The 13087-nt window shown below is 44.7% G+C and carries 11 protein-coding genes, 1 tRNA gene and 3 pseudogenes; 9 read left to right on the forward strand and 6 right to left on the reverse strand.

What is annotated here, in order from left to right:
• The first annotated feature begins 125 nt into the window (after positions 1-125).
• Positions 126-920 carry a TIGR00266 family protein gene (locus tag JEU20_RS00085; protein ID WP_198242873.1) on the forward strand — a complete coding sequence of 265 codons (795 nt, stop codon included), beginning with the start codon at positions 126-128 and terminating at the stop codon, positions 918-920.
• A 289-nt stretch (positions 921-1209) separates the two neighbouring features.
• Positions 1210-1422 carry a cold-shock protein gene (locus JEU20_RS00090; protein ID WP_198242875.1) on the forward strand — a complete coding sequence of 71 codons (213 nt, stop codon included), beginning with the start codon at positions 1210-1212 and terminating at the stop codon, positions 1420-1422.
• A 185-nt stretch (positions 1423-1607) separates the two neighbouring features.
• On the opposite strand, the gene ettA is transcribed toward JEU20_RS00090, so the two are convergent.
• Positions 1608-3272 (reverse strand): energy-dependent translational throttle protein EttA, encoded by a 1665-nt coding sequence (ettA, locus tag JEU20_RS00095; RefSeq protein WP_198242877.1) that lies wholly within the window; start codon positions 3270-3272, stop codon positions 1608-1610.
• Between the two features lie 127 nt (positions 3273-3399).
• On the opposite strand from ettA, the gene prmB reads away from it, so the two are divergent.
• From prmB to JEU20_RS00110, 3 genes are all read left to right on the forward strand, one after another.
• Complete coding sequence (gene prmB / locus JEU20_RS00100; RefSeq protein WP_198242879.1) at positions 3400-4332, forward strand: 50S ribosomal protein L3 N(5)-glutamine methyltransferase; 933 nt, start codon at positions 3400-3402, stop codon at positions 4330-4332.
• The gene (aroC, locus tag JEU20_RS00105) at positions 4333-5421 is read left to right on the forward strand and encodes a chorismate synthase (protein ID WP_198242881.1); all 1089 of its coding nucleotides are present in this window, start codon (positions 4333-4335) and stop codon (positions 5419-5421) included.
• Between the two features lie 84 nt (positions 5422-5505).
• Positions 5506-5874 carry a cupin domain-containing protein gene (locus JEU20_RS00110; protein ID WP_245395029.1) on the forward strand — a complete coding sequence of 123 codons (369 nt, stop codon included), beginning with the start codon at positions 5506-5508 and terminating at the stop codon, positions 5872-5874.
• A 516-nt stretch (positions 5875-6390) separates the two neighbouring features.
• Here the strand turns inward: JEU20_RS00110 and JEU20_RS00115 are convergent.
• Complete coding sequence (locus tag JEU20_RS00115; protein ID WP_198242883.1) at positions 6391-6834, reverse strand: ferritin-like domain-containing protein; 444 nt, start codon at positions 6832-6834, stop codon at positions 6391-6393.
• A gap of 204 nt (positions 6835-7038) precedes the next feature.
• On the opposite strand from JEU20_RS00115, the pseudogene JEU20_RS00120 reads away from it, so the two are divergent.
• Positions 7039-7788 (forward strand): annotated as a pseudogene (locus tag JEU20_RS00120) (IS5 family transposase).
• Positions 7789-7887: 99 nt separating this feature from the next.
• On the opposite strand, the gene JEU20_RS00125 reads toward JEU20_RS00120, so the two are convergent.
• Positions 7888-8454: a substrate-binding domain-containing protein gene (locus JEU20_RS00125; RefSeq protein ID WP_198242885.1), complete on the reverse strand. Its 567-nt coding sequence runs from the start codon at positions 8452-8454 to the stop codon at positions 7888-7890.
• A gap of 41 nt (positions 8455-8495) precedes the next feature.
• Positions 8496-8783, reverse strand: a complete 288-nt coding sequence (locus JEU20_RS15720) for a winged helix-turn-helix domain-containing protein (protein WP_198245740.1) — start codon at positions 8781-8783, stop codon at positions 8496-8498.
• Between JEU20_RS15720 and JEU20_RS00135 the strand changes: the two are divergent.
• From JEU20_RS00135 to JEU20_RS00145, 3 genes and pseudogenes are all read left to right on the forward strand, one after another.
• Positions 8741-9247, forward strand: a pseudogene (locus tag JEU20_RS00135) (IS5 family transposase); the annotation flags it as partial. The gene JEU20_RS15720 and the pseudogene JEU20_RS00135 overlap by 43 nt on opposite strands.
• Before the next feature lie 177 nt (positions 9248-9424).
• A complete protein-coding gene (locus JEU20_RS00140) occupies positions 9425-10807 on the forward strand; it encodes an alginate export family protein (protein ID WP_198242887.1) in 1383 nt (460 codons plus the stop codon).
• 39 nt (positions 10808-10846) lie between these two features.
• Positions 10847-11650, forward strand: a complete 804-nt coding sequence (locus tag JEU20_RS00145) for an ABC transporter substrate-binding protein (protein ID WP_198242889.1) — start codon at positions 10847-10849, stop codon at positions 11648-11650.
• Between the two features lie 62 nt (positions 11651-11712).
• Here JEU20_RS00145 and JEU20_RS00150 read toward each other — a convergent pair.
• Positions 11713-12450 (reverse strand): annotated as a pseudogene (locus JEU20_RS00150) (IS5 family transposase).
• Between the two features lie 315 nt (positions 12451-12765).
• Positions 12766-12852: transfer RNA gene (locus tag JEU20_RS00155), tRNA-Ser, on the reverse strand.
• Positions 12853-13087: the final 235 nt, after the last annotated feature.

The raw sequence follows: 13087 nt of genomic DNA on the forward strand, positions 1-13087 counted from the left end.
CAGTGTGTAGTTTACTACCCGCTGTGACCTATAGTCTATAATCTATCAATATTAGAGTGGTTGTTTGGACGAAAAGCATCTGAAAATAGATGTCATCTCAAGTATAGAAATAGCAGGAGAAAACGATGAGCAGACGATGCCATGAAGTAGATTATAAAATCTTCGGACATGAAATGCAGATGGTTGAAGTGGAGTTAGACCCGGGGGAAACCGTGATTGCCGAGGCGGGGGCTATGACCTATATGGAAGAAGGCATCAGCTTTGAAGCTAAAATGGGTGATGGTTCAGCGGCGGAAAAGGGGCTGTTAGGCGCCTTATTCAATGCCGGTAAACGGGCTATTACCGGCGAATCCTTGTTTATGACGCATTTTACACATAACGGCGCTGGCAAGAGTCATGTGGCGTTTGCAGCGCCTTACCCCGGAAGCATAATCCCCATCGATTTAAGTACTATAGGGGGTGAATTATTGTGTCAGAAGGATGCCTTTTTATGTGCCGCGCTGGGTACGAAACTGGACATTGCCTTCACTAAGCGCTTAGGGGTCGGCTTTTTTGGTGGCGAGGGCTTTATTCTGGAGAAGATGAGCGGTGATGGTATGGTGTTTATTCATGCTGGCGGCACGGTTATCGAAAAGGAACTGCATGGTGGTACATTACGTGTGGATACCGGCTGTTTAGTGGCTTTTCAGCCTTCGGTGGATTACAACATCGAGCGTGCGGGCAATCTTAAAAGTATGGTGTTTGGTGGAGAAGGCTTGTTTATGGCGACGTTACAAGGTCATGGCAAAGTCTGGCTACAAAGTTTGCCTTTCTCCCGTATGGCTGATCGTATTATTGCCAATGCGCCAAGTCATGGTGGTGGCGATCAGGGTGAGGGCTCGGTGTTAGGCGGCATTGGTCGCTTAATCGATGGCGATTGATTTGAGGGATAAGGGCTTTTCGAAAGATATTACGGTGTTGCCAAGCGTTTTTCGACTTGCCCTTTTTAAAAACATTTGCGAGGATGTGAAAATAAAATTGACAAAAGCATTTATCCGCTTATAATAAGCGGAAGCTAGAAAATATGATTTACCTTTGTTTTGTCCATTCGATGTTGCTCCTGTAGTTTCTCGTCCTGTTCTTCATTTCGTAATTTCAAAATTATCTGCTTTACTTAGCCTTTTAGAGCGAACTCTTAGGCTTTATTCAAATTCTTATATAGGACTTATTATGTCTACTACAACTGGTACCGTTAAATGGTTTAACTCTGACAAAGGCTTTGGCTTTATTGAACAACAGTCAGGCCCTGATGTTTTCGTACATTTCAGAAATATTATTAGCGGCGATAGCAGCTACAAATCTCTGGACGAAGGTCAAACCGTAGAATTCAATGTCACACAAGGTCAAAAAGGACCGCAAGCAGAAAATGTGACTGTGATCTAATCTATTCCGCTTGTTAAAAGCGGAAAGATTAAAAAACCGGCTGGGAAGCAACATCCCAGCCGGTTTTTTTTCGCCTGTAGAAAATGGTTTGTGTTTTGAAGAGAGTGGGAAGAGGCAATAAAGCCGATCTGTATTCCCATGCAGCCACATAGGAATACGAGAACGGACAGAGTAAGAGATAATGGTTAAGCGATTTTCTTGTACTTGATCCGATGCGGGTTTTCGGCATCGGCACCCAGTCTTTTAATCTTGTCAGCTTCGTAATCGGCGAAATTTCCTTCGAACCAGACGACTTTGCTGTCACCTTCAAATGCCAGAATATGGGTGGCGATACGATCCAGAAACCAGCGGTCATGTGAAATCACCACGGCGCAACCCGGAAAAGCCAGCAAGGCTTCTTCCAGCGCTCTGAGGGTTTCCACATCCAGGTCATTAGTTGGTTCATCGAGTAACAAGACATTGCCGCCGCTTTTCAATAACTTGGCCAGGTGAACCCGGTTGCGTTCACCGCCCGATAGGTTGCCAATGCGCTTTTGCTGATCCGAGCCTTTGAAGTTGAAGCGGCTGACATAGGCGCGCGACGGCGTGGTGTAATTGCCGACGGTAATCGTATCGAGGCCATCGGAAATTTCTTCCCACACGGTTTTGTTCGGATCAAGGTCATCCCGGTTTTGGTCAACATAGGCAAGCTGAACAGTCGGGCCGAATTCAATTTTACCCGCATCGGGCTGCTCTTCGCCGGCCATCATTCTGAACAACGTCGTTTTACCAGCACCATTCGGGCCAATAATACCGACGATGCCGCCTGGCGGTAATTTGAAACTCAAATCGTCGATCAGCAGACGGTCGCCAAAGCCTTTTTTCAGATGTTCGACATCGATGACCTTATCGCCCAGGCGCGGGCCAGGTGGGATATAAATCTCCTGGGTTTCATTGCGTTTTTGGGCTTCTTGTGAGGAAAGTTCCTCAAAGCGAGCCAGTCGCGCCTTGCTTTTGGCATGACGGCCTTTGGGGTTGGAGCGTACCCATTCCAGTTCCGCTTTCATGGCCTTGATGCGGGAATTTTCCTGTTTTTCTTCCAGCTCCAGTCGTTTTTCTTTTTGCTCCAGCCAGGATGAATAATTGCCTTCCCACGGAATACCCATGCCACGATCCAGTTCCAGAATCCAACCGGCAACATTATCCAGAAAATAGCGATCATGTGTGACTGCGACCACGGTGCCGGTGTAATCGTGCAGAAAGCGTTCCAGCCAGGCGACCGATTCGGCGTCAAGATGGTTGGTTGGTTCATCTAGCAGCAACATATCGGGCTTGGATAACAGTAAACGGCATAAGGCAACCCGCCGTTTTTCACCACCCGACAGTTTGGTGACATCGGCGTCCCAGTCCGGTAGCCGCAGCGCGTCGGCGGCAATTTCCAGTGTCCGATCCAGGTTATGCCCGTCGTGTGCGTTGATGATGTCTTCTAGCCGGGCTTGTTCTGCCGCCAGCTTGTCAAAATCAGCATCAGGTTCAGCATAGGCGGCATAGACTTTGTCCAGGTCGGCAAGTGCTTGTTTAACTTCGGCAACAGCTTCTTCAATATTACCGCGGACGGTTTTTTCAGGATCCAACTCAGGTTCCTGTGGCAGATAGCCGATATTAATCCCTTTTTGTGGTATCGCTTCCCCTTCGATTTCTTTATCGATGCCAGCCATAATGCGCAGCAAGGTGGATTTACCTGAGCCATTTAAGCCCAGTACACCAATTTTTGCACCCGGAAAGAAGGATAGGGAAATATCTTTTAAGATATGTTTTTTAGGAGGGACAATTTTGCCCACCCGATTCATAGAATAAATATATTGCGCCATTCGTTTATCAGCTTAAACACAAAAAAAACGCATTATACGCTTTAATCTGTATAAACAACATGAGTCAAGCGTTACAGTGGTCACAGATTGGTTTAAAATGACGCTTTGATTTGCAAGCTGACGGATTATGCCTTCAACAGACGACCACGCTATCGCTCAAAGCTTATCGAGTATCCGCGATTACATACGCTGGGGTGCGACCGAATTCGCTCGGGAATCGGTTTTCCTCGGACATGGCACGGCCACGCCATTAGATGAGGCGGCGGCTTTGGTGCTGCACAGTGTGCAGCAGCCTTATAACCTGGCAGAGAGTTATTTAGATTGCACGCTGACACTGACTGAACGCGAACACATTATTCAACTGATTCGGCGTAGGATTACAGAACGAAAGCCATCAGCTTATTTGACGCACGAAGCTATTTTTGCGGGATTGTCATTTTATGTCGACGAGCGGGTTCTCGTACCGCGTTCGCCCATTGCCGAATTGATCGAAGAGCGATTCGAACCTTGGGTGGATGAGTCGCAGGTATTTAATATTTTAGACCTTTGCACTGGCAGTGGTTGTATTGCCATTGCTTGCGCTTATGCGTTTCCGGAGGCTGCGGTCGATGCGGTCGATTTATCTGAAGATGCGTTGGCGGTTGCGGCGATCAATGTTGAAAAACATCAGATGCAGGAACAGGTTACGTTGCATCAATCTGATTTGTTCAAGGCGTTAGCTGAGAAGCCGTATGACATCATTGTCAGTAATCCGCCTTATGTCAGTCTGTCGGAATGGGAAAGCTTGCCACCCGAATTTCATCAGGAACCGGCCATGGGGTTTAAAGGTGGCGAAAACGGGCTTGATCTGGTGATAAAAATATTGGCACATGCTGGGGATTATCTGGCCGATAATGGCATTTTAGTGGTCGAAGTGGGAAGCAGCGCCGAAACCTTGCAGGCGACTTTTCCGAACCTGCCTTTTTACTGGTTGGATTTTGAGCGGGGTGGCGATGGGGTGTTTCTGTTGCGTGCAGAACAGGTTAGAGAATTTCATTCACAATTTGAGAGTGCGTTATAAATGTCAGGAAACAGCATAGGAAAATTATTTACCGTGACCACCTTCGGCGAAAGCCATGGTGTAGCATTAGGGTGTATTGTCGATGGTTGCCCACCGGGGCTGGCATTATCCGAGGCCGATTTACAACACGACCTAGACCGCCGAAAACCCGGCACATCCCGGCATACCACGCAAAGACGGGAACCCGACCAGGTCAAGATTTTATCGGGAGTGTTTGAAGGCAGAACCACGGGCACACCGATAGGCTTATTGATCGAAAATACCGACCAGCGTTCGAAAGATTATTCCGATATTGCCGAGACCTTTCGTCCAGGTCACGCCGATTACAGTTATCAGCAAAAATATGGCATTCGGGACTATCGCGGTGGTGGGCGTTCATCAGCGCGGGAAACAGCGATGCGGGTCGCCGCTGGTGCTATTGCTAAAAAATATTTGAAGCAGACACAGGGCATCGAAATTCGTGGCTATTTATCGCAGCTCGGGCCGATTAAAATCGACAAGGTTGACTGGGCTGTGATTGGTAGCAACCCTTTCTTTTGTCCAGATGTCGATAAAATTGCTGAACTGGAAGCGTATATGGATGCCTTGCGTAAAGAAGGCGATTCAATTGGCGCAAAAATAGAGGTTATCGCCAGCCATGTGCCGCCGGGGTTGGGCGAGCCGATTTTCGATCGAATTGATGCTGAACTGGCGCATGCCCTGATGAGCATTAATGCCGTTAAAGGTGTTGAAATTGGCGATGGCTTTGATTGTGTGGCTGCCAAAGGCACGGCATTTCGGGATGAAATGACGCCGGAAGGGTTTTTGAGTAATCATGCCGGCGGTATTCTTGGGGGCATCAGCACAGGTCAGGATATTGTTGCGCGTATCGCATTGAAGCCGACATCAAGCCTTAGAATTCCAGGACAAACAGTCAACCTACGCGGTGAAGCTATTGAAGTGGTCACGAAAGGGCGGCATGATCCGTGTGTCGGTATTCGTGCCACTCCGATTGCCGAAGCGATGATGGCGATTACCTTGATGGACCATATGTTACGACATAGAGCGCAAAATGCTGACGTTGATTCAGGCTTGCCGGTATTGCGATAAATCTATAAGCCATGTTGCCGGGTGATTGCAAAGCTATATGTTTTCTACATATGAATTTTTGGTTTATCAGGGGGCATTTTTGAAATGGAATTACCGACAGTACATAATATGTATCGACACCCGGAAAGCGGTGAGCGGGAAGTTATTTATCCACTGCTGGAAAAAGATAGTTTCAGATTGGAAAAAATCGTGTCTTATGGGCAGGCAACGCCGGCGGGCCAATGGTATGACCAGGATAAGGAAGAATGGGTTTTACTGATTAAAGGCACGGCTGTCATACGATTTGATCCAGGCGGATGCGTCACATTGGCAGAAGGCGATTTCTTAACAATCCCTGTCCATCATAAACACCGTGTGGAGAGTTGTTCTTTTGATGCTGTGTGGTTAGCTTTGCATTATGCAGTGGATGGCCGATTAACTATGCCTTTTTCAACTAAAAAATCGATAAGCTGAAAACCTCAGGTAAAATAAAATCAATGGCTTATATTTTTTAGTTGAGGAGCTTAGAGTTTGCATCACACTAAGCCATTGATTTGTTGTGCCACAATTTAGCTCTTAACTGATGTTACGTAGCGGCTCTTCCATCACATTTCCATAATCTTCCATTCATCATTATTGTGAAAAAAATTCTCTGGCCTCTATCTTTTATCGATACAGAGATCACAGCGCACACAGAGTTATCGTTTGTATCGCTTAATTCCATTGACTGATCTGGATTCATTCAGTTATTAACGACCCTGTAGAAACATTTGTTGTTCATCTTTGCTGTACGGTTTCATTCTCTGAGTTCTCAGTGGTCTGGAGTGTCTATTCATTAGACCCATTCGAGCCCGATCATCGCCGCTTACCGAAATTCTTGGGAATCGCCATTTCGGAGTAACGCAGTGGAAACTAAGGAATCCATAAAGTCACGGCATAACATCAGCTCTTAATTTACATTAAAACTGTAAGGTTTTAAGCTACATTGAGTTATTCGCCTGGTTTTCTTAACATCTTCTGTACATCTCCTAAATGCATTTCTTCAAGAGCGATCATACGTCGAGCATATTCTTCAAGCATGATATTGCGCCCGTTTACGAGCTGAAGTAGTTCCTTATAAGCAGATAAGGCCAATGATTCATGTTCTAATGATTCGCGTAGAATATCGCCAATATCATGACGATGAGTTTCCAGCAAGGGGCCTATACCTAAGGATGGGTGGCCGCCCAAATGGGTAATCAATTCACCGGCCTCGTTTGCGTGAGACAATGATTCAGTTGCCTGGCTACGCATCCAGGAAACAATCGGGATACGGTTGTAACCGAAGACCATCAAGGCATAATGTGTATAGCGGACAATGCCGGCTAACTCGGTTTCCAGAATTTTATTCAGTACGACGATGACGGCATCATTATCAATTTCAGTGCTGTTCATGAGAGTCTCCTCAAGTAGAATGAAGGAGATTTCACTATAACGGATTTATACCCAGTTTGATAGAACACAAGCAAATGGATCAGGATCAGTCGCGATCATGATAAAGAACTCAGAATAGGGGCTGTTGCCGTTTTGAAAATCCCCCTTGAAATTCAATAACTCCGCCACATAGATTGTTTATTTTGACTCAAAAACAAGCAAACTATGCCGCGACAACTGCTTACGGATGAACTTTGGGAGAAACTGAAGATAATTATGTTGAAAATGGGAATTTATGACAAACCTTGTCTTCGAAAAACAGTCGAAGGTATTTTTTATCGCTTGCGAGTAGGTTGTCCCTGGAGAGATTTACCCACGGCTTTTGGTAATTGGAATGCGGTATATAAACGATTCAATGACTGGTCTCGTAAAGAAAAACTGATGGGTATTTTTAACGCCTTGGTTGTTGATCCAGACCTGGAATGGGAATTTATTGATGGGAGTATTGTGAAAGCACATCAGCATAGTAGTGGTGCGGCCTGTGAACAAGAAACAGCGATAGGGAAATCTGTCGCCGGGAACACCAGTAAAATTCATATGGCCGTTGATGCCTGTGGTCTTCCTATTCATTTCTCAGTGACAGGCGGCGAAGTTCATGACTGTAAAGAAGCACCGAAATTAGTTGCAGAGCTCCCAAAAGGTGACTATATAGTTGCTGACAGAGGCTATGACAGTGAAGCATTACGTCTTCAAATTAAAGACAAAGGGGCTGTTCCTGTTATCCCAAGAAAAAGAATTCAACTCGGGGAAATGATGAAATGGATTGGTGTCTCTACAAATATCGCCATCTCGTTGAAAATGTGTTTGCAAGACTTAAGCATTTCAGAGCGATCGCCACGCGATATGACAAACTCAAACGAAATTTTGAAGGCTCTATCGCTCTGGCTTGCGCCTTTTTTATGGTTACCTATGTGAAATGGCAACAGCCCCTAGTCTCGACAAAGGCATTGTAATTTATTATCTGCGTTAAACATTGCGGATTTAACCTGTTTAAGATGTGTTTTAGCTCAGGTGTCAAAGATTTAAAAACCAAAAATAATATTCCCGGGTAATGGCTGAGAAATGTAGGTTTAATTGTTTTGCAACGCTTTCAATGCCTAATCCTGCATCGGCCTGCCGGCTGATAATCATAGTGGCGACGGCTAAATGCGTATGTTCTTCATGATAATAGCCTTGCAACTGCTGTGGCTGAATATGATGTTTCTTTAGTAAATTGTCCAGCAACAGGCGCGTACCCGAACCTGTTTGCCGGTTTACAAATTGCAGTTTCTGCTCAATCAATTGTTGTAGCGTATTGACAGGTTTGTCAGGGTGGCTCATCAATCCTTGCTGTCGTTGCTCTAGCAATATAAATTGGTCGTTTTTATGATTCAGATACTGGCAGAACTGATCCATTAGCTCTTTATTGGCGTCATCCACTGCAATATGAAACCCCGCCATTTCGCATTTTCCTTCCGCATAAGCGAGCAGCGCCTGACTGCTACCTTCTATTTGCAGAGATAGAGGTAATTGTTGTTGACGCAGCTTATTGAGTTTCTCAGAGTCGCTGGCAATTATTCTGAGCTTTTGTTGAGTAGGCAATAATGCCTGTAATGCATTCTGGGCTTTATCTGCTGCTGTTGTTAATGCATCGTTAAAAACAGTTTATTTTCGTGCTCAATTTCCAGTAGTTTTTGCCCAAGAGGACTTAACTGTGACCCTTTCCCGCGTTGCATATTAACCAGTTTCGCGTCAAATAAGGTTTCCATCTGTTTAAGCCTATCCCAGGCTTTGCGATAGGAATAACCGCAACGACTGGCGGCGATACGAAGATTACCGTGTTTTTGTACTTCATTTAATAGGGGCTGTTGCCGTTTTGAAAATCCCCCTTGAAATGGCTTTTGGTAATTGGAATGCGGTATATAAACGATTCAATGACTGGTCTCGTAAAGAAAAACTGATGGGTATTTTTAACGCCTTGGTTGTTGATCCAGACCTGGAATGGGAATTTATTGATGGGAGTATTGTGAAAGCACATCAGCATAGTAGTGGTGCGGCCTGTGAACAAGAAACAGCGATAGGGAAATCTGTCGCCGGGAACACCAGTAAAATTCATATGGCCGTTGATGCCTGTGGTCTTCCTATTCATTTCTCAGTGACAGGCGGCGAAGTTCATGACTGTAAAGAAGCACCGAAATTAGTTGCAGAGCTCCCAAAAGGTGACTATATAGTTGCTGACAGAGGCTATGACAGTGAAGCATTACGTCTTCAAATTAAAGACAAAGGGGCTGTTCCTGTTATCCCAAGAAAAAAGAATTCAACTCGGGGAAATGATGAAATGGATTGGTGTCTCTACAAATATCGCCATCTCGTTGAAAATGTGTTTGCAAGACTTACAGCCCCTAGTCTCAGTACAGCATCTAGTTCGTAATGTGTTTCATCGACAGTCAATTGCATGGTCAATGAAAAGTTTATTTTTATATCAGTCATCATTAAATAGAAAATAGTTGCATATTTTATAACGCAATATTAGTCATTATAATGCATCATCGCTCAATATAAGACGCTATATATGAAAATAAATACATATTTAAAAGCTGGGGCAGTGGCGATACTCGCCCTAAACAGTCTCGCCACTTATGCTCTGACCCGTCCCTGGAAACTGGAAGATGCCATGGACATGCCGGACTGGTTACACTTGTCTGTGGTGCACAGAACCCGTTATGAATCACTAGACGGCCAATACAGAGCCAGCACCAATGGCTTACCGGGTAACGGTGGCGATCAGGCGTTGGTATTACGGACGTTGATTCATGCTCGCACCGATTTAAATTACTTTACTATTGGCGCAGAAATGCAGGACTCGCGCATCGAGTTGGCTGACAGCGGTACGGCAACTTCCAGCAGTAAGTTAACGACAACCATTGCCAATCCATTGGAACTGTTACAAGCTTATATTGAAGCCCCGCTGGATAATCTGCTGATTGAAGGCAGCCATAGTGTGATTCGGGGCGGTCGTATTACGATGGATGTCGGCAGCCGGCGACTGGTTGCTCGCAATCGTTTTCGCAATACCATCAATGGGTTTACCGGACTGGATTGGCAATGGCACTTGGCAAACAAAACATTCAGAGCGTTTTATACGTTACCGGTACAACGCAGAGTTGCGGGAAATATTCTCAACAATCATGCACGTTTTGATTCAGAAGACAGCGCTGTACGTTTTTGGGGATTGTATTACAGTCAAACCGTGTTCAGCACGGCGGTTAAAGGCGAAGCTTTTCTGTTTGGACTGAATGAAAACGATAGCAAAGATAGAGCGACTAAAAACCGGGATCTTTATACCTTTGGTTTCCGCTTATGGCGTTCACCATTGGCCGGTCAGTTTGATTATCAGCTAGAAACAGTTTATCAATTAGGTAAGTCCAGAGTTTCGACGACATCTACAACATCACTGAATCATTGGGCTTATTTTCATCACACTGAATTGGGTTATAGTTTTAATGCGCCCGGAACACCCAGGCTCATCGCACAACTCGATTATGCCAGTGGCGATGATAATCCTAATGATAACCAGAATAATCGATTTGACACACTGTATGGCGCTCGCCGTTTTGATTTTGGCCCGACCAGTACGTACGGAGCCTTTGCCCGGAGCAATTTAATTTCGCCCGGGTTACGATTAAAACTAAAGCCCCTCTCATCACTTAAAACAATGTTTGTCTTGCGAGGATTCTGGCGTGAATCCACAGCCGACAGTTGGGCCACAGCCGGTATTAACGGCTCACAGTCCTATATCGGCACACAATTAGAAGCCCGTTTACGCTGGCAAGCCATACCTAAAAATCTGTCTGTTGAAGGTGGGGTTGTGCATTTGTTTGCCGGTGACCTGATGACTCAAGCCGGAAAAGATGATTCCACCTTTGTTTATACACAAATTACCATCAGCCTCTAAGTGGCATTTTCTTTAATCAATCTAAAAATGGAGTAACACATGAAAAAAATAAATCAAGCATTTTATTTGCTCACGCTTTTCGTTATTGCAACAGTCGTTAATGCCGAACAAGTTTTGCGCATGTCCACCACAACCAGCACTGAAAACTCCGGCCTATTAGCGGTATTGAATCCGGTGTTTGAACAACAAAATAATGTACGCCTGGATGTTATTGCCGTGGGGACGGGTAAGGCGCTAAAACTGGGCGAAAATGGTGATGTCGATGTGGTTTTTGTTCATGCCCCAGAAGCCGAAATGAAATTTGTTGCTGATGGCTTTGGTGTTGATCGCAAAGCTGTCATGCATAATGATTTTGTCATACTTGGCCCGGTTTCAGATCCAGCACATATCAAAGGTTCATCAACGGCTATTGAAGCGATGCAAAAAATCAATAGCAGTAAAGCTGTGTTTATTTCTAGAGGTGATGACTCTGGAACCCATAAAAAAGAAAAGAAATTATGGCAACTCGCCGGTATAAAACCTTCTGGTAGCGAGTACATGGCGGTCGGACAAGGCATGGGGGCTGTACTACAGATTGCTGATGAGAAACAGGCCTATACATTGAGTGACCGAGGCACTTTTATTGCTTATCAAGACAAAATTAACCTAGTTGTCGTTTTTGAAGGCGATAAAGTACTTTTTAATCCTTACCACATTATGGCCGTCAATCCTGAAAAACACCCTCATGTTCAGTATGAACTGGCTAAAAAATACATTGATTTTGTTGTCAGCAAGCAGGGGCAAGATATTATTGCCAACTATAAAAAAGGCGGGCAACAGTTATTTTATCCTGATGCGATATAGTCTGGCATCAATGGTCGATATTTTTAAAAATTAAGCCAAGTTTATTAGGGGCTGTTGCCATTTCACATAGGTAACCATAAAAAGGCGCAAGCCAGAGCGATAGAGCCTTCAAAATTTCGTTTGAGTTTGTCATATCGCGTGGCGATCGCTCTGAAATGCTTAAGTCTTGCAAACACATTTTCAACGAGATGGCGATATTTGTAGAGACACCAATCCATTTCATCATTTCCCCGAGTTGAATTCTTTTTTTCTTGGGATAACAGGAACAGCCCCTTTGTCTTTAATTTGAAGACGTAATGCTTCACTGTCATAGCCTCTGTCAGCAACTATATAGTCACCTTTTGGGAGCTCTGCAACTAATTTCGGTGCTTCTTTACAGTCATGAACTTCGCCGCCTGTCACTGAGAAATGAATAGGAAGACCACAGGCATCAACGGCCATATGAATTTTACTGGTGTTCCCGGCGACAGATTTCCCTATCGCTGTTTCTTGTTCACAGGCCGCACCACTACTATGCTGATGTGCTTTCACAATACTCCCATCAATAAATTCCCATTCCAGGTCTGGATCAACAACCAAGGCGTTAAAAATACCCATCAGTTTTTCTTTACGAGACCAGTCATTGAATCGTTTATATACCGCATTCAATTACCAAAAGCCGTGGGTAAATCTCTCCAGGGACAACCTACTCGCAAGCGATAAAAAATACCTTCGACTGTTTTTCGAAGACAAGGTTTGTCATAAATTCCCATTTTCAACATAATTATCTTCAGTTTCTCCCAAAGTTCATCCGTAAGCATTTGTCGGGGGCATAGTTTGCTTGTTTTTGAGTCAAAATAAACAATCTATGTGGCGGAGTTATTGAATTTCAAGGGGATTTTCAAAACGGCAACCCCTAGAACACTACACTTTTTCTTTAGGCTTTTTCATTTGTTTGCGGTATTGGTTAATTTTATGATGCCCCCTTATTTTTCACGGGTTTTAGTGATTTTGGGGGTATCGGCTTTAAATGTCTGGAGGATGCCCCTAAACATTGACGGACGATAGTACCATTTAGGTATAAAAAACCAGCAATGACGCTGGCTTGAGGACTTTCTTGGACTTGTTTGGATGTATGGCGGAGAGAGAGGATTCGAACCCTCGATACGTTGCCGTATACACACTTTCCAGGCGTGCGCCTTCGACCGCTCGGCCATCTCTCCAAAATGAAGCCGCCCATTATAATTTAAATGGCTAAAAATGCAATCCTATCCCAAAAATAAGTCAGTGCTGGTGATGCGAAACAACGGTGGCGTGGAGCTTCTTTTAAGGTGGGTAGACAAAGTGTGATTGCTCAAGCGTAAAACCACAATCTATTTAATTGAGTAAGGGTATAATGTCGGTAAACTTTTCTAGTTGGCGAAGGCTTTGTTGCATAAATCATAAGGATCCCCATAG

Source organism: methane-oxidizing endosymbiont of Gigantopelta aegis, assembly GCF_016097405.1.
Lineage (GTDB): Bacteria > Pseudomonadota > Gammaproteobacteria > Methylococcales > Methylomonadaceae > Methylomarinum.